14 protein-coding genes are annotated in these 21549 nt (G+C 70.8%); 9 read left to right on the forward strand and 5 right to left on the reverse strand.

Annotated features, from left to right (window positions below; genetic code table 11):
• The first annotated feature begins 251 nt into the window (after positions 1-251).
• Positions 252-3533, forward strand: a complete 3282-nt coding sequence (locus HD594_RS04410; protein WP_184749800.1) for a PxKF domain-containing protein — start codon at positions 252-254, stop codon at positions 3531-3533.
• A 148-nt stretch (positions 3534-3681) separates the two neighbouring features.
• Positions 3682-4719, forward strand: coding sequence for a LacI family DNA-binding transcriptional regulator (locus tag HD594_RS04415; RefSeq protein ID WP_184749801.1), 1038 nt, complete (start codon positions 3682-3684; stop codon positions 4717-4719).
• Between the two features lie 132 nt (positions 4720-4851).
• Here HD594_RS04415 and HD594_RS04420 read toward each other — a convergent pair whose 3' ends face one another.
• Together HD594_RS04420 and HD594_RS04425 are read right to left on the reverse strand one after the other, a co-directional pair.
• Entirely contained in the window at positions 4852-6180 is a 1329-nt protein-coding gene (locus tag HD594_RS04420; RefSeq protein WP_184749802.1) for a cellulase-like family protein, read from the reverse strand.
• Entirely contained in the window at positions 6177-9425 is a 3249-nt protein-coding gene (locus tag HD594_RS04425; protein ID WP_184749803.1) for a DUF5107 domain-containing protein, read from the reverse strand. Before HD594_RS04425 ends, HD594_RS04420 begins: the two co-directional genes overlap by 4 nt.
• A gap of 92 nt (positions 9426-9517) precedes the next feature.
• Here HD594_RS04425 and HD594_RS04430 point away from each other — a divergent pair, with 92 nt between their 5' ends.
• The 7 genes from HD594_RS04430 (at position 9518) to HD594_RS04460 (ending at position 18231) form a co-directional block, all read left to right on the forward strand.
• Complete coding sequence (locus HD594_RS04430) at positions 9518-10381, forward strand: helix-turn-helix domain-containing protein (RefSeq protein ID WP_184749804.1); 864 nt, start codon at positions 9518-9520, stop codon at positions 10379-10381.
• A 71-nt stretch (positions 10382-10452) separates the two neighbouring features.
• Positions 10453-10914: a GbsR/MarR family transcriptional regulator gene (locus HD594_RS04435; RefSeq protein WP_184749805.1), complete on the forward strand. Its 462-nt coding sequence runs from the start codon at positions 10453-10455 to the stop codon at positions 10912-10914.
• Positions 10914-12197 carry a glycosyltransferase gene (locus HD594_RS04440; RefSeq protein WP_221446549.1) on the forward strand — a complete coding sequence of 428 codons (1284 nt, stop codon included), beginning with the start codon at positions 10914-10916 and terminating at the stop codon, positions 12195-12197. The genes HD594_RS04435 and HD594_RS04440 overlap by 1 nt, the downstream gene beginning before the upstream one ends.
• A gap of 86 nt (positions 12198-12283) precedes the next feature.
• Positions 12284-12982, forward strand: coding sequence for a phosphoribosyltransferase (locus HD594_RS04445; protein WP_246413851.1), 699 nt, complete (start codon positions 12284-12286; stop codon positions 12980-12982).
• Positions 12961-14256 (forward strand): erythromycin esterase family protein, encoded by a 1296-nt coding sequence (locus tag HD594_RS04450; RefSeq protein WP_184749806.1) that lies wholly within the window; start codon positions 12961-12963, stop codon positions 14254-14256. The genes HD594_RS04445 and HD594_RS04450 overlap by 22 nt, the downstream gene beginning before the upstream one ends.
• Before the next feature lie 196 nt (positions 14257-14452).
• Positions 14453-17074, forward strand: coding sequence for an exo-rhamnogalacturonan lyase family protein (locus HD594_RS04455; protein WP_184749807.1), 2622 nt, complete (start codon positions 14453-14455; stop codon positions 17072-17074).
• On the forward strand, positions 17071-18231 hold the full coding sequence (locus tag HD594_RS04460) for a Gfo/Idh/MocA family protein (protein WP_184749808.1): 1161 nt from the start codon (positions 17071-17073) through the stop codon (positions 18229-18231). The genes HD594_RS04455 and HD594_RS04460 overlap by 4 nt, the downstream gene beginning before the upstream one ends.
• 91 nt (positions 18232-18322) lie before the next feature.
• Here HD594_RS04460 and HD594_RS04465 read toward each other — a convergent pair whose 3' ends face one another.
• Genes HD594_RS04465 through HD594_RS04475 form a run of 3 tightly spaced genes read right to left on the reverse strand, consistent with a single transcriptional unit; the run spans position 18323 to position 21534 of the window.
• Positions 18323-19237, reverse strand: coding sequence for a carbohydrate ABC transporter permease (locus HD594_RS04465; protein ID WP_221446550.1), 915 nt, complete (start codon positions 19235-19237; stop codon positions 18323-18325).
• 12 nt (positions 19238-19249) lie between these two features.
• The gene (locus tag HD594_RS04470) at positions 19250-20212 is read right to left on the reverse strand and encodes a carbohydrate ABC transporter permease (protein WP_184749809.1); all 963 of its coding nucleotides are present in this window, start codon (positions 20210-20212) and stop codon (positions 19250-19252) included.
• Positions 20212-21534 carry an extracellular solute-binding protein gene (locus HD594_RS04475; protein ID WP_184749810.1) on the reverse strand — a complete coding sequence of 441 codons (1323 nt, stop codon included), beginning with the start codon at positions 21532-21534 and terminating at the stop codon, positions 20212-20214. Before HD594_RS04475 ends, HD594_RS04470 begins: the two co-directional genes overlap by 1 nt.
• Between the last annotated feature and the right edge of the window lie 15 nt (positions 21535-21549).

Genomic DNA, 21549 nt, shown 5'->3' on the forward strand with positions numbered 1-21549 from the left:
GGTCGTCGCCTCGACGTCGATAGCGGTCCCGAGGGACGATACACATGCGTGAAACCGTTATCAAGAACTTTCTTGAAATCGGTATCACGCGAGATGAAAGCGTTATCATATCCCTATGCTCTGAGGGATTGACGGCGGGCGGGGGCAGTCTGCAGAATGCGTGTGACCAGTCACACCGTGTGATGTGACTGGTCACACACCACCCACTCTGTCAAGGGAGACAACTCGTGACGTTGATACGACGCATACGCATGAGCGCGGCGGCCGCCGTGCTGCCGGCGGTCGTCATCGGATTGGCCGGGGTCGTCGTGACCTCGCCCGCCGTGGCCGCGGAGTCAGACGCGACGGTCCTGAGGGGGGTGGCGAGCGACCGCTGCATCGACGCCGCGAGCGGTGACACCGGGACGATCGTCACTCTTCAGGACTGCGACGGCGAAGACGCACAGCTCTGGGAGTGGACGGACGCGAAGCAGCTCGTCGTGTTCGGGGGCACCGACGCGAGGTGTCTCGACGTCGCCGGCTTCGATGAGGCCACCCGGCTGACCATCCAGCCGTGCGACGTCGACGACGACGGCCAGAAGTGGGAGATCCGCGAGGACCTCACCATCCAGAGCCTGGGCGACACCAGGGTGTGCGTCGACGCGTGGGGGGCCGCGACGACGGCGGGGACCGAGATCGCCCTCTGGAGGTGCACCGGCGCCCCCAACCAGCTGTGGAAGCGCACGCTCGTCGACGAGCCCGCGAACGTGAGCGTCGACCTGTCGGCCGACACGGGCGCGATCTACGGCGGCGCCACGGGTGTGCTCTACGGCATGAGCGACGACGGTGTTCCCAGTGACGACCTGGTCGCCGGCATGCGTCCCCGCACGCTCGCGCAGAAGCCGGCGAACGGCGACCAGCACCCCAACGGCGACGTGCTCGACATCTCGGACGCGTTCTTCGACAACGGCGGCGAGCAGATGGTCGTCTACATGCAGGACGTCTACAGCGCGTGGCCCTACCAGGAGCCCGCCGACATCCAGGCGGACTACCTCCCCCGCATCCGCACCCAGATGCAGGCGGTCATCGACGCCGGCCTGCCGATGGAGAAGTTCGCCTGGGTTCCGTACAACGAGCCGGACGGCATCTGGTACCAGGACTGGAACGGCGGCGAGCGTGAGAACTTCCTCGCCGACTGGGATGCGGCGTACGCCGTCATCAAGGAGATGGACCCCGACGCGATCATCGTCGGGCCCAACGAGGCGATCTGGCACCCCGACCGTGTGCGCGACCTGCTGACGCATGCCAAGGATGCGGGCACGCTGCCCGACGTCATGGCGTGGCACGAACTCGGCACCGGCTCGCTCGGCTCGACCGGGTACCGCGAGAACTACGAGGAGTACCGCGCCATCGAGGAGGACCTGGGGATCGGTCCGCTCCCGATCAACATCGACGAGTACGGCAACCGCCACGACATGGGCAACCCCGGCCGACTGATCCAGTGGCTCGCCATGTTCGAGGACACCAAGGTCGACGGTGACATGGCCTTCTGGACCTACGCGGGGAACCTCTCGGACCACGCCGCGCAGACCAAGATGGCCAACGGCGGCTGGTGGGTGACGAAGTGGTACTCCGATCTCTCCGGTCACACGGTGGAGTTCACCCCCGAGGCGGTGCGCCCCGACACCATGCAGGGGATTGCCGCCCTGGACGAGACCAAGCAGCTGGCGACCGTGATCATGGGAGGCAACGCGCTGGGCGCGACGCTGACGGTGGAGAACATCCCCGCCGACTTCGGCGACGAGGTCGACGTGCTGATCGAGACCGCGGATCTGACCGGTCAGGAGGGCGAGACGTCGTCTCCCCGTGTCGACACGGTGAAGCGCACGGCGGTCTCCGGCGGTGAGATCTCGGTCGTCGTGCCTGCCAACCAGCAGGCCGCATACCGCGTGAGCATCCTCCCGGCATCCGCCGACGCCCCTGTCCAGCCCGACGCGGTGTGGTCGGCCTCGTACGAGGCCGAGGACGCGGCGATCGTGGACGCGCAGGCCTTCTCGCAGACCGGCGACTGGAGCTACGCGGCGTCGAACCTGATGGACGTGGGTGCGTTCAACCGGGCGTCGTCGAGCGTGACCTTCGACGTCGAGGTGCCCGAGGACGGCACGTACGAGCTGGGGATCATCCACGGCTCGAACACGAAGTGGGGTCAGCAGGCTCTGTACGTCGACGACGAGTTCGTCCAGCGGGTCACCTACTCGGCCACGCTGAACTGGACCTACCGCGCCCGCGCGGAGGTTCCGGTCGACCTCACCGCCGGTGCCCACACGGTGTCGCTGCGGGCGTCCGACGACGACGGCGAACTCGATGTGTACTACGACATCACGCTCGATCGCCTCGACGTCTCGGTCCCGGAGCCCGACACGCTGCGGTACCCGCTGTGGCAGGCGCGGATCTCGGGCGACTTCTCGGTCGACAACAGCCGCTCCGCGCGGCCGGTCACCCTGGAGCCCGGTGCAACGGCGCAGCTGTTCCTGGGTGCCCCGGCGGACGGGTATTACGACCTGGTTCGCACGGGCTCGGCGCCGGAGGCCGGTGAGCTGACGGTCGAGCTGTCGAACCGCGACCTGGGCGCCGAGGCCGGTGCCGTGCCCGCGGGCGGGGCCACGGTCACGACCACGGCCTACCTGCACCGCGGTGTCAACCAGATCGAGCTGACCAACACGGGAAGCACGCCTGTCGTGGTGTCCGAACTCGCCACGGTCCGCAACCGTGACGCCGACGAGGCGACGGTGCGCACCGAGGCCGAGGACCTCTCCCGCGACGGCAGCAGCATCGGCGGGAGCCGCTGGGCTTCCGGCGGCGAGTTCGTCGGAGACCTCGGCGAGAACGGCTCGATGACCTGGGAGCGCCCGGCGGGCGTCGGCGCGGGCGACTACGTGCTGAACGTGGCCTACGCGCAGAACGAGGTCAACACCGGGCACCCGTACAACACCGACGTCGTCACCCGGTTCATCGATACGACCGAGGCCGGCGGCGACACGACGCGGTCGCCGTACCGCAACAACTACACGTGGGACGGATTCTGGGCGGTCACCTCCGACCTGACCCTGACCACAGACGACGGCGCGCTGACGTTCGACCGCAGCGATGGCTGGGCCCCGAACGTCGACTGGCTGTCGCTGTCGCCGCTCACCCAGGGCACGACCGTGATCACCCACTTCGCCCAGCCGGTGAAGTCGGACGGCTCGATGACCACGGTCAAGGCCGGGAAGACGGTGCCGCTGAAGTTCGAGGCGTTCGCCGACGGTGTCGAGGTGACGGACCCGGAGCAGGTCTCGCTGACGATCGTCGAGGTGGCATGCGATACCGGCGAGATCGTCGGAGACGACATCGCGGCCTCGTCCGCGCCGGGCCAGACGGTCCTGCGCTATGACGAGGCGGCGGGCCAGTTCGTCTACAACTGGAAGGCGCCGGCTCCGGCCGGAAAGTGCTACCAGGCGACCGCGACGGTGGCGGGCGGTGGGTCGATGACCGCCCTTTTCATGGTCGGGTAGACGAACCGATCCACCCGCGACCGGGTGGGGTGGCGTGATCCGCCATCCCACCCGGTCGTCTCGGGGCAGCGGCCGCGGAGGAGCGGATGAACGCGAACACACCACGGACGGCGATCGGGTCCTGCCCGGACGTGCCACAATCACTGCCGTGACGAACGGGAACGCGGGCGAGGCGGCGCGACCCCATGCGCCCAACATCCGGGACGTCGCGGCGGCGGCCGGCGTCTCGTATCAGACCGTGTCCCGCGTGCTGAACGACGCGGCCAACGTGAGCGATGAGACCCGCACGCGCGTGCTCGAGACCATCGCCGCCATGGACTACCGCCCGAGCCGCGCCGCGCGCTCGCTGAACTACGGCCGCGTCGGCGCGGTGACGGTCGTCACGGCCGATACGCAGCTCTACGGTCACGCGAGCACGCTGCGCGGCATCGAGGAGAGCGCGCGGGCCGCGGGGCACACCGTCGGCATCACGGTCGTGGAGTCCGACGCGCAGCCGCACGTGCGGCGCGTCGTGGAGCAGCTGAGCGACCCGAGCTCCGGGGCTGTCGTCGTCATCGGATTCGATCCGGCGTCGTTCGCCGTCCTGGCGGGGATCCCGGCCGATGTGCCGGTCGTCGTCGTCGCCGAGCCCGGTCATGTCGGCATCGGGCGGCCATCGCTGTCGCTCGACGAGCACGCCGCCGCGGCCGCCGCGACCACCTACCTCCTCGACCTCGGTCACCGGACCGTGCATCACGTCGCGATTCCCGCCGAGCAGCCCGGCGTCGGTCGCCAGTCCGGGTGGCGAGAAGCACTCGAAGCGGCGGACGCCCCGGTGCCGGAGGTCGTGCCGGCCGGGTGGAGCCTGCAGGACGGGTACGAGGCCGGGCGGATGCTGGCGGCCCGGGACGACGTCACGGCGGTGTTCTGCGGCAACGACGACATCGCGCTCGGGGTTCGTCGGGCGATGTACGACGCGGGTCGGCAGATCCCGGCCCAGGTGAGCATCGTCGGGTTCGACGACATCCCCGCCACGGAGTTCTGGACCCCGGCGCTCACGACGGTGCATATGGACTTCGTCGCCCTGGGCCGGGCGGCGCACGCGATGGCCGACGCGCTGACGCGTGGTGGTGAAGCAGTGGCGCCGCAGCTGCCGGTGCCCTCGCTGGTCGTGCGGGAATCGACCGCGCCTCCGCGCCGGGGATAGCGGACCTGTCGCCCGGGGGCGCGGGCGGCGACGCCGAGTTCGCCCCCCTCGAGCAGGTGTGGGACCTGGCGGACCAGAGGGCGGGTGCGGCCGGGCCGGCCGAACCCACGGCACCCTAGGAGCGCCGGCGGATCAGACCGGCTCCCGCGCGGCGGCGCTCGCCGCCAGGATGCGCGCGGTCATCGTGCGCTGCCACTCGCGCTGCTGCCACATCGGGTGATGCGGCGCCGCGTTCGAGCACAGCACCACGCCCCACACACCGTGGGCGATCGCGGTGTCGATGCCGTGCTCGGCGAGTGCGCGGCCGATGCCCGACTCCTCGAAGGTGCCGTGCAGCGGCGTGTAGCCGACCCACCCCTCGCCGACGACCGCGGGGATGTTCTTCCACCGCGCCCACGCCGCGATCGCGATCGTGCGCGACGCGATCTCGCGGCGCATCACCTGCTCGTAGGGTGCGTAGTGGTCGAACAGCCACGCGTCCCACGCCGTCTCGTCGATCCAGTCGTAGCCGTAGATCATCTGGTCGGTGACGACCGTGGCCCGGTACTTCCAGTCCGCCGCGCGGCCGTACGCCTCCGGCGTCGGCGCGTCGGGCCGCAGCATCGATCGCAGAGCCGCATTCGGGAACCCCTCGCTGCCCTCGGCGCGGATGTCGAGGAGGCTCTGCAGCTCGTCGAGCACGCCGTAGCTGTACACGTGGAACTGCGCCGCGCCGAGGCCGTCGGGCACGCGGTGCATCGCCAGGTGCGGCGGCTTGCCGTAGCTCGCGGTCACGACCAGATCCGGATGCCGCGTCCGCAGCCTCTCGACCTGCGCCGCGCCGCCGTCTGCGAGGTCGGGCAGGATCGAGAAGTCGACCTCGTTGTGCAGCTCGACCAGCGCGATGCGGTCGCGGTGACCGTGCGTCGTCAGCCATCCGATCATGCGGTCCCACGCGTCGGCGAGGACGCGGTAGCGCGCGTCGAGCGGGATCGCATCGATGGTCTCGAACCACTCTGGCTCCGCCGCGAACGCGGGTGACTGCTGGTACTCCCAGCTCGCCAGGATGATGACGATCCCGTGCCGCTCGGCCGCGTCGAACAGCGCGAGCAGGCGCGCCCGCAGGTCGATCGTGAAGCCTCCGGGGGTGTCGTACCACCGGGTCCGCTGACCGAAGAAGCCGCCCGCGGGCGACGCGCCCAGTCCCTCGATCTCGAGTGCGCCCGCGAGATCGTCGAGCCCGAGACCGCCGAACAGCAGCAGCGGTGCGGCGCAGATGCGGACGGCGTTGTAGCCGAGCTCGGCGGCATCGACCACCGCCGCATCGAGGTCGGCGTACGGTTCGCCCGGACCGGCCTGCGTGTACCAGGAGAAGTCCCACAGCGTGATCGCGAGGCGCTCGGGCAGGTGGGCGGGCACCGGGCCCGTCGGGGAGGACTCGTCCCGGGGGATCGCTCCCGACCCGAGATAGCGCTCTGTCACGAGGCGATCATCTCGTGGAGGCTCCGCCCGCGCGAGGCGAGCGCCTCGAGGGCATCCGCGGTGCGCTCGCGCGCCGCGCCCGTGTCGGTGTCGAACAGGGCGAGCTCAGGCAGCGACGTGGCGAAGTAGTCCACGGCGTCGCGTTCGCGGCGCAGCTGCGCGGCGCGGTCGTCGAGCTCCTGCCAGATCGCGTCGGCGTCGGCGTGCTCGGCGAGGCGCGTGTGCGCGACGCCGGTCCAGAAGGTGGCCTCGTCGGCGGGGCGGGGAGCGACCGCGAGCGGGGTGGCCGCCCGGGCGGACTCCCACGCCTCGCGGGCGCCGGACTCGTCTCCGGCGGCCAGGCGTGCATCGCCCAGCACGACCCAGCGCTCGACGGGGCGCTCGGCGGGATGCCGGCCCTCGCCGAGGTGCGCGGGCGGGGTCATGCCCTCTTCGAGCAGCCGGACCGCCGCCGCGGGGTCGGTCTCGACGAGCGATCGCGCCTTCGTGCAGGCGGCGCGGTCGTAGGCGGCGATCACACGGCCCTCGCCGCCTTCGAAGGGCCGGAAGAAGCGCGTCGTCAGGATGTCCCACGCCTCGTCGACGCGGCCGGCGTCCAGCAGCAGCGTCACGTGACGCAGTGACAGGTCGTCGCGCGTGCCGAGCAGGCTCGCGAACTGCTCGAGCAGGTCGAGGCGTGCGCCGGCGTCCAGCCCGCGGCGTTCGGCGAGCACATCGCGCTCGAACACGAGGCGGGCATCGGGACGCAGCGCGAGCGCGCGCTCGAAGGCCCGCGCCGCGGCATCCGTGTCGTCCTCGGCCGCCACTGCCGCGATCGCGAGATTGCGCCACACGACCGGATCGGTCGAACCAGCCTCGGCCGCGGTGCGCAGCAGCGCGAGCGCCTCCGCGTTCCGCGCGGCGTCCAGCATCCACATCCCCAGGAGCCCCGTGGCGACCGCATCGGCAGGGTCGGCGTCGACGGCCGCGACGAGCGCGTCGTGCTGGTCGAGGCCGGCGGGGAAGGCGAAGGCCGCCGGGGCCCGGCGGGCCGCCTCGCGCTCGGCCGCAGCCTCGTCCGCACGACCCGCCGCGTCGAGCCAGTGCGCGCGGAGGTAGTGGCGGATGGGGCCGGCCAGTCCGGCCGCCGGCGCGGCGGGATCGGTCTGGGCGGTGGCGGCGAGGGCCGCGTCGTACGCGCCGGCGCGGGCGAACTCGGCTCCGACGTCGAGCGCCGTGCGCGCGTCGCGGTCGCCGTGCACGCCCACGAGCGCGGACGTGGCGGGGTCGAGCGGGTCGGCCGCATGCAGCTCGCGGAGCGCGTCGGCGGCGGATGCGGCGTCGCCGAGGAAGGCCGTCGCCAGCGCCGCGAGACGCCGCGCCTCGGGGATCGGGCCGGCCGCGCCCGCGAGTCGCAGCGCGGCGCGGGCGTCGCCGCCGCGCAGCGCGATGCGCGCGCGGGCGAGGGTGGCCGGGGCCGCCCATGCGGCGTTCCACGCGGCCTTGCCGAACCAGCGGTCGGCCGCGTCGTCCTCGCCCAGGCGCTCGCACGCGAGCCCCAGAAGGTAGAACGGCTCGCCGTCGCGCGGGTTGAGGTTGCGGCGCGTGATGCGCGCGAGGGCCGTCTCGAGCGCGTCCTTCGCCTCCGTGTACTCGCCGCGGTTCAGGTGCCACGCGCCGAGTGCCGTCGCAGCGCGCGAATCGGAGGGGTCGCGCCGCAGCGCCTCGCGCAGGTACGGGAGCGGCGACCGGGTGGGGTGGCGGTACTGGATCAGGTGCACGGCGGTGACGTACAGCTCGTCGTTCGCGTCGATGTCCTCGGGGGCGTCGGGTGCGGTGGCGACCCACGGCTCCTCGTCCGACGCCGCCTTCGCGGTCCACTCGACGAGGGTGCGGTCGGCGGTCGCGACCGTCACGGTCACGACGTCGTCGGATGCGGCGTCGACCGTCTGGACGAACGGCGTCCGGGGGTCCAACGCCGTCGTCCACTCGGCAAGCTCGGCGTCGCCGGAGCGGACCGTGATCGTCACGTTCTCGAACGCGGTCGTGGCGACGACCCCGATGCGCGTACCCGCCCCGTCGGGCGACACCGCCACCGCGGCATCCGTCGTCGCCTGACGGGCGGGGCCCATGCGGTGGATCGGGTACCAGAACTGGCTGAAGGTCTTGGTCTCGCCCGGCAGCAGCCAGCTGAAGTCGGGCTGATTGTCGGTGTAGACGCCCGCCATGAGCTCGACGTACGGGCCGTCGGCGTCGGTGAGCTGGTCGTCCCACGCGTGCCCGATGGGGCCGTTGCCCCACGTCCACTGCTTCTTGCCGGGCGAGACCGAGCGGTCGGCCCAGTGGACGAACCCGGCATCCGCGGCGTGGTCGTACCCGCCGAAGTACTCGTCGTCGGTGTCGGTGATCATGTACGACGTCGGCACCGGGATGTTCGAGTAGATGTCGATGCGATCGGCATCCGCGCGCTCGTCCGCCAGCGTCGGGTAGTCGACGCCGTAGTACGCGCGGTCGGCGCGCGGGAAGGCCGAGATCGCACGCCGGGCGTGGTCGGCGACGAACCCGACGTCGTCCGGGAAGAACGACTGATACTCCTCGTGCACACGCGCTGCGACGTTCGCCCACCACAGGAAGGTCTGCGGCACATCGGTGCGGTTGTGCAGGATCGCCTCGGCCTCGACGAGCGACGAGCCCGGACGAAGGCGGATGCCGTGGACGCCGCGCATGCGCTGCAGCGGGTCGAGGTCACTGTGCCACACCACGACGGCGCCGTCGTCCTCGCGCTCGATGCGGGTGTCGACCGGCAGATAGGTGGCGGGGCGGTGGTGCTGCGGCCAGTTGAACTCGACGCCGCCCGAGATCCAGGGGCCCGCGAGGCCCACGAGCGCGGGCTTGATGACGTTGTTGCGGTAGAAGAAGTCGTAGCCCGCGACCTTGTCGTACCCGATGTGGATGCGCCCGCCGATCTCGGGCAGCAGCATGAGGCGCACGTACGCGTTCTCGAGGTGGATCGCCTGCCACCGGCGCGGCGCCTTCGTCTGCGAGACGCTGTCGATCATCGGCAGCGGATACACCTTGCCGCTCGAGCCCTGGTACACGCGGCGGTCGAGGAACAGCGGGTACGGGTCGGGGTCGCCGGCCTCGTAGGTGTCGATCGAGACCGGCTCGCTCCAGCACGCCACGCCGCCGGCGGCGAGGATCGCGGCCTGGTCGGCGGGAGCGTCGGGGAGGACGATACGGCTCGGGGCGTCATTGTCACGGGTCACGTCCTGAGACTACGGCCACGGAAATCGCGGGAACATGGGGATTCGGATGCAGAACCTGGACGATTCGATGATGGTGTGTCACCATGCGGATCATGGAGCGGACCGAGGGCTTCGAGGACCAGCGGCTGAGCGTTCTGCCGAGGCCGCTCGTGGCGGCGGCTCTGACGCGCCCGGTCACGCGGCGGATGCTGGTCACGGATGCCGGCTGGTTCCCGCACGCCGAGCGTCATGGACGTCACCGGCCGCGCGGCGCGGACGAGACGATCGTCATCGTGTGCGCGGCGGGCTCCGGATGGGTCGACACCGGCGGCGTGCGGGAGCGGGTCGCGCCTGGGGCGGCCGTCGTGATCCCGAGCGCCGTGCCGCACGCGTACGGGGCGACGCCCGGGGATGCGTGGACGATCTGGTGGTGCCATGTGCGGGGAACCGATGTCGCCGAACTCGTCGAGGCGACCGGTGCGGCGCCGGGCCGCGTGGCGCTGTCGCTCCGGGCGAGCGAGCGCGTCATCGCGCTGCTCGACGAGATCTCGCTCGCCCTCTCCCGCGACACCACTCCCGCGACACTGACGGCCGCGTCGGGCATGGCGTGGCGGCTGCTCACCCAGCTGGCGGTCGATCGGATGCGGCCCGAGGCGGGCAGCCCGCTGCAGCGCGCCATGCGGTACCTCGAGGAGCGCATCGACGGGCACATCGCGGTGCCGGAGCTCGCCGGCATGGTCGGGGTGTCGGCATCCCATCTCTCGGCACTGTTCCGCGAGGCGACGGGTGGCGGAGTCATCGCCTACCATTCCGCGCTCAAGATGGCCCGCGCCCGCACGCTCCTCGACACCACCGATCTTTCGGTCGCCGACATCGGGCGCCGGGTGGGGATGGACGATCCGTTCTACTTCTCACGCCGGTTCCGCGCGGTGCACGGCATGAGCCCGCGGGCGTACCGGGCCACGCACAAGGGGTGATCGGCGGTCGTCCTGCCGGCGTTGAAGTGGTATGTTCAGAATGTTCTGAACAATACGTCCGGTGGTGACTGATGCACGACGACCAGGCCCGCGCCTACGCCGAAGAGGTCGGCGTCGTGCTCGCCCAGATGGGCACGACGCCGTCGTTCGGAACGCTGCTCGGGTGGCTCATGATCTGCGACCCGCCGCAGCAGACGAGCGCGCAGCTGTGCGAGGCGACCGGCCTGTCGAAGGCCTCGGTCTCGACCGGGATGCGCGTGCTGCAGCAGTCGGGGCTGGTGCGGCGCGTGCCGGCCGCCGGGCGCGGGCACGCGTACGAGATCCACGAGGACGCCTTCGCGCTCGCGGTGGATCCCACCGCCAAGATGCGGGATTTCCTCGACGTCGTGCAGAAGGGCCTCGACCTGATCGGCGACGACGACGCCCCGCAGGCGCGGCGCCTCGCGCGGACGCGCGATTTCTACGTCTTCATGATGAACCGCATGCCCGAGCTGATGGACGAGTTCCGGGCCAGCCAGGAAGGAAGCAGCTGATGTCGAAGATCCTCGTGGTGACCGTGGGGTCGCGCGGAGACGTGCAGCCCTATGTCGCACTCGCGAAGGGACTGCAGGATGCCGGACACGAGGTGATTCTTGCGACATGCGGCCGATTCGCCCCGTTCGTCTCCGAGCACGGTGTGCCGTTCGCGCCGCTCAGCGACGACATCCTCCTGCTGCTGGACTCCGACGAGGGCCGCTCGACGCTCGACGAGGCATCCGGCATCGTCGGACTCGTCAAGACCAACATCCGGCTCGTCGGCGAGGCGAAGCGCATCAACGAGAAGCTCATGCACGACGTGTGGCAGGTCGCCGAGCCGTTCGCACCCGACCTCGTCATCTACCACCCGAAGGCGATGGCCGGTCCGCATGTCGCCGAGAAGCTCGGCGCCGCAACTGTGCTCGGGCTCGTCGTGCCCGTCTCGGTTCCCACCGGTGAGTTCCCGATGGTGGGCCTGCCGGCCCTGCCATGGGGTGCCTGGTACAACCGCTTCACCTACAAGCTCGTCGAGGTCGGCTACGCGCAGTACGACAAGATCGTGAACCGCTTCCGGCGCGAAACGCTCGGGCTGCCCGAGAAGAAGGGCGCGGCGCTGACCACGACGCTGCCCGACGGGCGTCCGATCCCGGTCATCCACGGCATCAGCGAGCACGTGCTGCCGCGCCCCGCCGACTGGCCCGCGCACGCGCATGAGACCGGGTACTGGTTCCTCGACGCGCCCGACACGTGGTCGCCGCCAGCCGAGCTCGAGGAGTTCCTGGCCGCCGGGGACCCGCCGGTGTACGTCGGCTTCGGCAGCATGGCCGGGCGCGACCCGAAGCGCATCACGCAGGCGGTCGTCGGCGCTCTCGAGCAGTCCGGTGTGCGGGGGATCATCGCGACGGGGTGGGGCGGCATGGAGACCGAAGAGCTCCCCGACTCGATCCTGCGGATCACCGAGGCCCCGCACGACTGGATCTTCCCGCGCGTCGCGGCGGTCGTGCACCACGGCGGCGCCGGCACGACGGCGGCCGGGCTTCGCGCCGGACGCCCCACCGTGGTGTGCCCGTTCATCATCGACCAGTTCTTCTGGGGTCGCGTGGTCGCCGCCTCCGGTGCCGGCAGCACGCCGGTGCCGCAGAAGAAGGTCACGGCCGAGCGCCTCGCCGCCGCGATCCGCCAGGTCGTGACAGATGACGGCATCCGCTCCACGGCCGAAGACATCGGCCGGCGCATCCGCGACGAGGACGGCGTCGCCGCCGCCGTCGAGCAGATCGAGGGGATCCTCGCGCGGGTCTGAGCTCACGCGGCCGACGGTCGCGGGACCTTCGCCTCTCACCCGTCCGCACGCTTCGGCGCACGCTGGAGTCGAGCAGGAGGCGGACGATGAAGTGGTCCTCGGGCACGTCCTCACGGGCGGGCATGTTCAGAGACAGGGCGGATGCCGGTCGGCAGCTGGGCGCCGCGCTCGCCGTCATGCCGTGGCAGGATCCGGTCGTCCTGGGGCTGCCGCGCGGCGGGGTGCCCGTGGCGGCGCTCGTCGCCGAAGCGCTGGACGCACCGCTCGACGTCATCATCGTGCGCAAGCTCGGCCTCCCGTTCAGTCCCGAGACCGCCATGGGTGCGATCGGCGAGGGCGGAGTGCGCGTGCTCGATGAGGCCCTGGTCAGACGCTTCGGGGTCAGCCGCCAGGAGGTGGCCGACGTCGAGGCCCGTGAGCGGCGGACGCTCGACGAGCGCGTGGAGCGGCTGCGTGGCGGGCACGATCGGCTCGACCTCACCGGGCGGACCGCGATCATCGTCGACGACGGCATCGCGACGGGGGCCACGGCGCGGGCCGCGTGCCTCGTCGCCCGGCACATCGGCGCAGCCCGCGTGGTCGTCGCAGCCCCCGTCGGCGGACCGGACGCCCGGAAGCGGCTGACGGACGCCGATGAGGTGGTGTGCCTCATGCAGCCGCCGTACTTCCAGGCCGTCGGCGCCCACTACGAGGTGTTCGGACAGACGTCGGACGACGAGGTCGTGCGGATCCTGGCCGCGCACCGCCGCCCGGAGGGGCCGACGTGGACACCGCCGACCAGCTGATCTCCGACATCCGCGACCTGGCGCATCCGCTCGCCGGGCCTGCGGACCTGGACCCGGTGGTGCGTGCGGCGCGGCCGCGCCGCTTCGTGGCCCTCGGGGAGGCCTCGCACGGCACCCATGAGTTCTACGCGTGGCGTGCCGAACTCACCCGCCGGATCATCGAGGACGGTCGGCCGACGTGGATCGGCGTGGAAGGCGACTGGCCCGACTGCTGGCGGATCGACCGCTGGGTGCGGGGACTCACGGACCGGGGCGCGGACGCCCGAACCGTGCTGCAGGGATTCGAGCGATGGCCGACCTGGATGTGGGCGAACACGGATGTCGCCGACTTCCTCGACTGGCTGCACGAACTGAACCTCACGCGTCCCGAGGCGCAGCGCGTCGGGTTCTACGGCCTCGACGTCTACTCGCTGTGGGACTCGCTCGACCGCGTCATGCGGTGGCTCGCCGACAACCAGCCCGATGCACTGCCCGCGGCGCTGCAGGCATGGCAGTGCTTCGCGCCCTTCGACGAGGACCCGCACCGCTACGCGTGGAGTACGAGCATGGTGCCGCAGTCGTGCGAGAGCGACGTCGTCGAGCTGCTGACCGAGGTGCGCCACCGGTTCCTCGCCGACGGCGACGACGCGTTCGACGCGATGCAGAACGCCGAGGTCGCCGTGCAGGCCGAGCGGTACTACCGGGCGATGGTGCGCACCGACCGCGGGTCGTGGAACATCCGCGACATCCATATGGCCGACACCGCCGAGCGCCTCCGCCGGCACTTCGGGACGGACTCGCGCGGAATCATCTGGGAGCACAACACCCACGTCGGCGACGCCCGCGCGACGACGATGGCCGATGCCGGGATGGTCAACATCGGTCAGCTCCTGCGCGAGAGGCACGGCGAAGAAGCGGTGATGCTCGTCGGGTTCGCCAGCCACCGCGGGTCGGTCATCGCCGGCTCGCAGTGGGGTCAGGCCGAGGAGCGGATGCCGGTTCGGCCGGCGCGGCCCGGGAGCCACGAGGATCTGCTCCACCGGGCGCTCGGCGAGCCGAGCGTCATCCCGCTGATCGGCAGGGAGCACCGGCCGTGGCCGGCGCATCGGGCGGGTCACCGCGCGATCGGCGTCGTGTACGACCCCGCCCGCGAGGCGGGCAACTACGTGCCCACGGTGATGGGCGCCCGCTACGACGCGCTGCTGTGGTTCGAGCAGGCGGAGGCCCTGACCCCGCTCCACCACGAGGCTCAGCCCGAGGAGCCCGAGTTCGAGACCGAGCCGAGCGGGTTCTGATCCGCCGTCGGGGCAGCCCTGTGGCGTCCTGGCGGCGCCCGATAGGCTCGCCTCGTTGATTTCGCGGCGCTCGCGGCATACCGTGGAAGCGGCAACAGAAAGCGCTTTCCGGCGAGGGAAGGCGAACTCGGGCGACGAGAGACGGGCGGTGCCGAACCACCCCGCGCTCGCACCGCCCACGGAAGGAAGCTCCCGCATGGCCGGTCCCGAGCCGATCGACATCCCGCTGCGGTGGATCGACGATGCGGCGCCGCCGCGCCTGCCGCTCGGCGCCACTTTCGGCGTCCCGCTGCCGCGCGGAGAGGTGACCGACCCGGGCACGCTCTCGGTGGTCGCCGACGACGGAACGGCGGTCGCGTCTCAGACATGGCCGCTGGCGACGTGGCCCGACGGATCGGCGAAATGGGCGGGGGTGGCGCTGGCCGCGACGGACCGGCCGGTCGAGGCATACCGGGTGCTCCGTGCCGAGAGCGCACCGGACGCGGCGGCGCTGTCTGCCCGCATCGACGTCACCGAGAGCGACGACGCGGTCGCCGTCTCGACCGGTCCGCTCTCCGTCGAGATCCCGCGCTCCGGTGATCGCCTCGTCTCGTCGGTCGCGGTGGGCGGCACGGTCGTCGCGGTCGACGGGCGCCTCGTCTCGAGCAGGCAGGATCGACCCGAGCCGGATCACGCCGGACGTTCACCCGCCGTGGGTGTGGTCGAGTCGGTCGCGGTCGAGCAGTCGGGACCCGTCCGAGCGGTGGTCCGCATCGAGGGCGCGCACCGTGACGAGACCGGCCGGACGTGGCTCCCCTTCACGGTGCGCCTTGTCTTCGCCGCCGGCGCGCGGACATTCCGTCTCGTGCATACGTTCGTATGGGACGGCGATCCCGAGCGCGACTTCCTGACTTCGCTGGGTCTGCGGTTCCGGGTGCCCCTGCGCGCGGCATCCGTCGATCGCCACATCCGCTTCGCCGGTGCCGACGGCGGCGTGATGCGCGAGGCCGTGCGAGGCGTGACGGGTCTGCGCCGCGACCCCGGCTCGGCCGTGCGGGAGGCACAGCTCGAAGGCCGCGCGACACCACCGGCCGAGACATGGGAGAGCGGCGTCGCCGACCTCCTGCGGTGGGTGCCGCAATGGCCCGACTACACGCTGCGCCAGCTGTCGCCGAACGCGTTCTCGATCGCGAAGCGCACGGCTCCGAACCGTTCGTGGGTGCACGTCGCGCACGGGACGCGCTCGGACGGGTACGTCTACCTCGGCGACCCCGCCGGCGGGCTGGGCGTGGGTCTCTCCGGCTTCTGGCAGTCCGCGCCCACCGGGCTCGACATCCGCGACGCCCACCGCCATGAGGGTGAGCTCACGGTGTGGCTGTGGGCGCCGGACGCCCCGCCCATGGACGTGCGGTTCTACCACGACGGCCTCGGCGAGGACACGTACGTCGAGCAGCTCGAGGCGCTCGAGATCACGTACGAGGACTACGAGGACGACCTCGGCAGCGCCACGGGCGTCGCACGCACACACGAGATCGAGATCACCGGGTACGCGGCAACCCCGGGCCTCGACGAGCTCGCATCCGACATCGCGCACGTCGCGCGTGGTCCGCGGCTGTGCGCGACGCCCGACGCCTTGCACACGGCGGGCGTCTTCGGTGACTGGGACCTCGTCGCGCGCGACAGCGCACCGAGGGCGGCGCTCGAGGAGCGCCTGGATCAGATCGTCGACTTCTACCTCGGTCAGGTCGAGCAGCGAGGCTGGTACGGGTTCTGGGACTACGGCGACGTCATGCACACGTACGACGACGACCGGCACGTGTGGCGCTACGACATCGGCGGGTACGCGTGGGACAACTCCGAACTCGCGACCGATCTGTGGCTGTGGACGACGTTCCTGCGCACCGGCCGAGCGGACGTCTTCCGCATGGCCGAGGCGATGGCGCGACATACCGGCGACGTCGACGCGTACCACTCGGGTCCTCTGGCGGGCTTCGGGTCGCGGCACAACGTGCAGCACTGGGGCTGCGGCTGCAAGCAGCCCCGCATCGGCTCGGCGACGTTCCGCCGGCCGCACTACTATCTGACCGCCGACGAGCACTCTCGTGACCTGCTGGTGGCCCAGCGCGACACCGATCAGGCGTATCGGGGCATCGACCCGTGGCGGAAGGCCCGACCCGACGAGTTCCCGCCGCCCGCCCCGCGGCTCGACCGCATCATGGTGGGGCTCGGCACCGAGTGGGGCACGCTCGCCGCCGGATGGCTCGCCGATTGGGAGATCACGGGGAACGAGCACTCGCGTGACCGGCTGCTCAACACGATGGCCGACATCGGGTCGTGGCCGCGCGGCTTCCTGCACGGCCACGCCCGCTACGATCTCGAGCGCGGCCGCCTCGTCGAGCCGTACGACGGCGTCGACGTGTCGCACCTGAACGCGATCTTCGGGCTCGTCGAGCTGTGCGCCGAGTTGGTCGAACTCGTGGACGTGCCCGGCTTCCGCGACGCGTGGCTGGACTACTGCCGCCTCTACATCTCGACACCCGAGCGGCAGCGGGCCGAGCTCGGCCAGGAGATCCGGGGGAATCTCTTCCCCCAGTGGCACTCGCGCCTCACCGCCTACGCCGCTGCGCACGACGGCGACCACGAGGCCGCGGACCGCGCCTGGGCGGCGTTCTTCGCCGGCGGCGAGGTCACGCCCGTCGACCTCGGGCCCGGCCGCCGCGTGACGCCGCCCGAGGTCCTCGCCCCGGTGGACGAGCTGCCCATCAGCACGAACGACGCCGCGCAGAGCTCGCTCGCCACCATCCAGAACCTCGCTCTGATCGGAGACCGCCTGCGATGACCGAATCCCGCGAATTGACCGTGGCCGTCGTCGGCCTCGGCTTCGGCCGCAGCCACATCGTCGACGCCCTGCGGCTGGAGGGGAAGGCGCGTCTGGCCGCGATCGTCGACCTCGTCGCACCGCGCGAGAACCCGCGCTACCTTCCCGGCGACGAGCGGGACGCCGTCTACGCGACGCCGCACTTCGCGTCCCTCGACGAGCTGTTCTCGCACGCCGTCCCCGACATCGTCGCGATCGCGACGCCGATCCACACGCACACCGAGATGGCGCGGAGCGCGCTCGCCGCCGGCGCCCACGTGCTCCTCGAGAAGCCGCCCACGGCGACGCTCGCCGAGCACGCCGAGCTGACGAGGCTCGCCGAGGCTGCCGGGCGAGCCGTGCAGGTCGGCTTCCAGGCGCGGGGCAGCACAGCCCTTCCGGCGGTGCGTGCGCTGATCGACGAGGGGGCGATCGGCGAGGTGCGCGGCATCGGCGCCGTCGGTCTGTGGGTGCGAGATCGCGCGTACTACGAGCGCGCCCGGTGGGCCGGTCACCGCGAACTCGACGGCACGATCGTCATGGACGGAGCCATGACGAACCCGTTCGCGCACGCGGTCGACGCCGCCCTCGCGCTCGACGGCTGCTTCACGGCGGAGGATGTCCTCGACGTCGAGATCGACGCGTGGCACGCGCATCCGATCGAGACCGACGACACCTCGTCGCTGGTCGCCTCGACGGTGAACGGCACGCACGTGGCCGCCGCTCTCACGGTGTGCGCCGCCGAGGAGGTCGAGTCCCCGGTGATCACTGTCCACGGGACCGCCGGCGCGCTGCGCCTGCACTACGCCGTCGATCTGCTCGAGATCGTCGGCGCCGACGGCTCCGTCCGCACGGAGACCTACACGCGCACGTCCATGCTCGAGAACCTCATCGACCACCTGCGCGACGGCGCCCCGCTGCACTGCCCGCTCGCCTCGACGGGCGCGTTCATGCGCGTGCTCGAAGAGATCCGGACGGGTCCGGACGCCCGCGCGATCCCCGCGGAGTTCGTGCGCTGGACGGGCGACGGGTCGGCTGCCCGACCGATCGTCGCCGATGTCGACGAGTGGTGCGAGCGGGCCGCGGCGACCGGCCAGACGTTCACCGGCGTCGGGGCCCCCTGGGCATCGGGCGCCTAGCGGACTCGAACGACCAGAGGCGGAGAGACCCCGGATGCGAATCACATCCGGGGTCTCTCACGTGCGCGGCGTCGGGTCGCCGCAGGATCGGTCAGCCCTTCACGCCCGAGCCGACCGAGGAGCCCATGAACTGCTTCTGCGCAAACAGGAACAGCACGACGACGGGCATCAGGTACAGCAGCGCGCCGGCGGCCTGGATGGTGGGCAGGCCGTTTCCGCGCGGGTCGATGTAGCCGGCGGCGGTGGCGACCGCCAGCGTCGTGTTGTCGTAGTTCAGCAGCAGCGCTGGGGCGAGGTAGTCGCCCCACGCCCACGTGAACGACAGGATCAGCGATGTCAGCAGCACGGGCTTCGCCAGCGGCAGGAAGATCTGCACGTACGTGCGCACCCAGCCGCAGCCGTCGATGATCGCGGCGTCCTCGAGCTCGAGGGGGATCGCCGTGAAGAACTGGCGGAACAGGAAGATGAGGTACGGCGTGCCGCTGAGGCCCCACAGCACCCATGGCCAGTACGTGCCGACGAGTCCCACGCGCGAGAACATCATGTACGTCGGGATCAGCAGCGCGATGTGGGGGATCATCATCGTCGCGACGACGATCGTGAACAGCACGTTCTGACCCTTGCCGCGCAGTCGCGCGAACGCGAAGCCGACGGTGGCGCTCGCGGCGGTCCCGAGGACCGAGCTGATCGTGGCCAGGATGAGGGAGTTCATCGCGTAGGCGCCGAAGTTGATGCGCGTGACCGCCTCGACGAAGTTGTCGATCGTCGGCTGGATGTTCAGCAGCCCCTCGGCACCCTGAGAGAACTGCGTCGGGGTGGCGATCGACGCCAGCACGATCCACAGGAACGGGATGCCGAACAGCGCGACCGCGAGGATCACCAGGATGTAGGTGCCGACGCCGGCGTGCTTGCCGTCGACACGGTTGTGCTTGCGCTTTCGCTCACTCGGCGTCGCGGTCTTCTGCACGACCGCCCTCGTGGTGAGGTCTTCTTCGATGATTGCCATGATGGGGCCTGCCTAATCCGCTTCCGTGCCGACCTGGTAGAAGACGACGCGCTTGCTGATGCGCTGGAGGATGAGCGTCAGCGCCAGGATGAAGATGAAGAACACCCACAGCATCGCCGCGCCGTAGCCGAAGCGCTGGTTGTAGAAGAACTCGTTGTAGACCTCGACCATGTAGAGCGTCGAGCTCTGCGGCACGTTCACCGACGAGGCGATCGTGCTCGTCTCCGCGAGCAGCAGCGGCTGCACGAGGATCTGGAGCGTGCCGATCACACCCGTGATGACCTGGAAGTACAGGACCGGCGAGATCAGCGGGATGACGATGTGCCGGATGATGCGCCATTGGCCGGCGCCGTCGATGCGGGCGGCCTCCTCGAGCTCGACCGGGACGTCCTGGAGGGCGGCGAGCGAGATGATCATGCCGCCGCCCATGCCCCACAGCATCATGATGATGAGCGCGTAGAACGCGTACGGGTCGACGAGCCACGTGACCTTGTCGCCGCCGAACAGCTGCAGGATGAAGTTGAGAAGACCGGCATCCCGGTTGAAGATGAGGCGCCACATGATGGCCACAGCCACGATCGGCACGACCGACGGGATGAAGAAGATCGCGCGGACGAGACCGCGGGCCCGGATGCGGCGGTTGACGAGGATCGCGAGGCCCAGGCCGCCGGCGACGCTGAGCGGCACGACGATCGCCGTGAAGGCGAGGGTGCGGATGAGCGCCGCCCATACGTTGGCGTCGCCGAAGATCTCGATGTAGTTGCGGAACCCGATGAAGCGCCAGATCGGCGAGACCCCATCGAAGTTCGTGAGGCTCACGACGAACGCGTAGATGATCGGAGCCAGTGTCAGAACGACGAAGCCGATGATCCACGGTGACGCGAATGCGTAGAACGTGGAGGAGCGGTAACGGCGCCAGCCGCGGCCGCGGGACTCGCCCGCGGCCGCGACCGGAGCCAGCGTGGAGCTGCTCATCAGCCCAGCTGGTCCTTGCTCTGAGCCAGGTAGACGTTCATCTGGTCCTGGATGGCCGTGGCGGCTTCCTCAGCGGACTGCTCGCCCTTGATGGCCGACGTGACCTGCTCGTCGATGACCTGGTCCCACTGCGAGCCCTGCGCGTACTGCGACTGCTCGAGCGGCACGACGTACTCGGCCTCGATGAGCGCGGCGTCGGCGGCCTGCTGCTGGTAGGGCTCCTCGGTCGGCAGCTCCGACCACAGCGACTCGAGGATCGGCAGACCCCAGCCGGTGGTGGCGCGGTCGGCCGCGGGCTGACCGGCCATGAAGTACTCCATGACGGTCCATGCGGCGTCCTTGTGCTTCGAGGCCTCGGGGATCCAGGCGCCGACGCCGCCGAAGATGGGGCTGATGCGCTCGCCGAAGGTCGGCGCGGGGGCCATCGAGGCGGTCTCGGCGACCGTCGCGGCCGCCTCGTCCTGCAGGTTGCCGCCGAACCAGTAGCCGTCCATGGACATCGCCATCTTGCCGGCGACGAACGTCGGGGCGTCCTGGCCGTCGGGGAGCGGGTTCAGCGAGGTCGGACCGACCTCGGCCTTGCCGTAGTCGACGAGCCACGAGATCGCGCGCTGCGCCTCGGGGGTCTCGAGGTCGACCGCGGCGCCGCCGTCGGTGTAGACCGTGCCGCCCTGCTGGGCGACCATCGTGAGGAACAGGTTGCCCAGGCCCCACTGCCACTCGATGCCGAACGGGTACTCGATGCCGGCGTCCTTGAGCTCGATCGCCTTCTCGAGCACGTCGTCCCAGCTCGTGACCTCGACGGTGTCCAGCGGCTCGACGCCGGCCTCCTCGAACAGGGCCTCGTTCTGCCAGATCGTCGCGTCGGGGCTCCAGTCCTTGATGATGCCGTAGTAGCTGCCCGTGCCGACCTGCGAGCCGTCCCAGCGCCACGCGTCGTTGGCGGGGAGCAGCAGGTCGGCGTTGAGCACGTCGCTCGAGGCGAGGAAGTCGTCGAGGTTGGTGGCCAGTCCCTTGGCGAACAGGTTCGCGTTGGGGCCGCCGCGCACGAGGTCGGGAGCGTCGCCCGAGGCGAGCATCGCGTTCAGGCGCGTCTGGTCGTACTCGATGAAGCTGATCGTGATGTCGGGGTTCTCCTCCTCGAACGCCGCGATCATGTCCTCGGTGAACTCGCTGCTCTTGTACATGACGGTCACCTCGGTCGGGCCGTCGGCCGAGGCTCCGCCCGAAGCGCTGCAGCCCGTGAGCGCGACCATCGCGCCGGTGAGCGCGACGCCCGTGCCGATCAGGAGCCGGTGGCTCCGCTTGCTGATTTCGGACATCTCTGTCCCCTTTCT

This window comes from Microbacterium thalassium (assembly GCF_014208045.1).
GTDB classification, from domain to species: Bacteria; Actinomycetota; Actinomycetes; order Actinomycetales; family Microbacteriaceae; genus Microbacterium; species Microbacterium thalassium.

What these genes read in the sequence shown, in the direction of transcription:
- HD594_RS04410 (WP_184749800.1), top strand. Translation starts at nt 252, where the DNA reads ATGAGCGCGGCGGCCGCCGTGCTGCCGGCGGTCGTCATCGGATTGGCC.
- HD594_RS04430 (WP_184749804.1), top strand. Translation starts at nt 9,518, where the DNA reads ATGGAGCGGACCGAGGGCTTCGAGGACCAGCGGCTGAGCGTTCTGCCG.
- HD594_RS04435 (WP_184749805.1), top strand. Translation starts at nt 10,453, where the DNA reads ATGCACGACGACCAGGCCCGCGCCTACGCCGAAGAGGTCGGCGTCGTG.
- HD594_RS04440 (WP_221446549.1), top strand. Translation starts at nt 10,914, where the DNA reads ATGTCGAAGATCCTCGTGGTGACCGTGGGGTCGCGCGGAGACGTGCAG.
- HD594_RS04445 (WP_246413851.1), top strand. Translation starts at nt 12,284, where the DNA reads ATGAAGTGGTCCTCGGGCACGTCCTCACGGGCGGGCATGTTCAGAGAC.
- HD594_RS04455 (WP_184749807.1), top strand. Translation starts at nt 14,453, where the DNA reads ATGGCCGGTCCCGAGCCGATCGACATCCCGCTGCGGTGGATCGACGAT.
- HD594_RS04460 (WP_184749808.1), top strand. Translation starts at nt 17,071, where the DNA reads ATGACCGAATCCCGCGAATTGACCGTGGCCGTCGTCGGCCTCGGCTTC.
- HD594_RS04465 (WP_221446550.1), bottom strand. Translation starts at nt 19,237, where the DNA reads ATGGCAATCATCGAAGAAGACCTCACCACGAGGGCGGTCGTGCAGAAG.
- HD594_RS04470 (WP_184749809.1), bottom strand. Translation starts at nt 20,212, where the DNA reads ATGAGCAGCTCCACGCTGGCTCCGGTCGCGGCCGCGGGCGAGTCCCGC.
- HD594_RS04475 (WP_184749810.1), bottom strand. Translation starts at nt 21,534, where the DNA reads ATGTCCGAAATCAGCAAGCGGAGCCACCGGCTCCTGATCGGCACGGGC.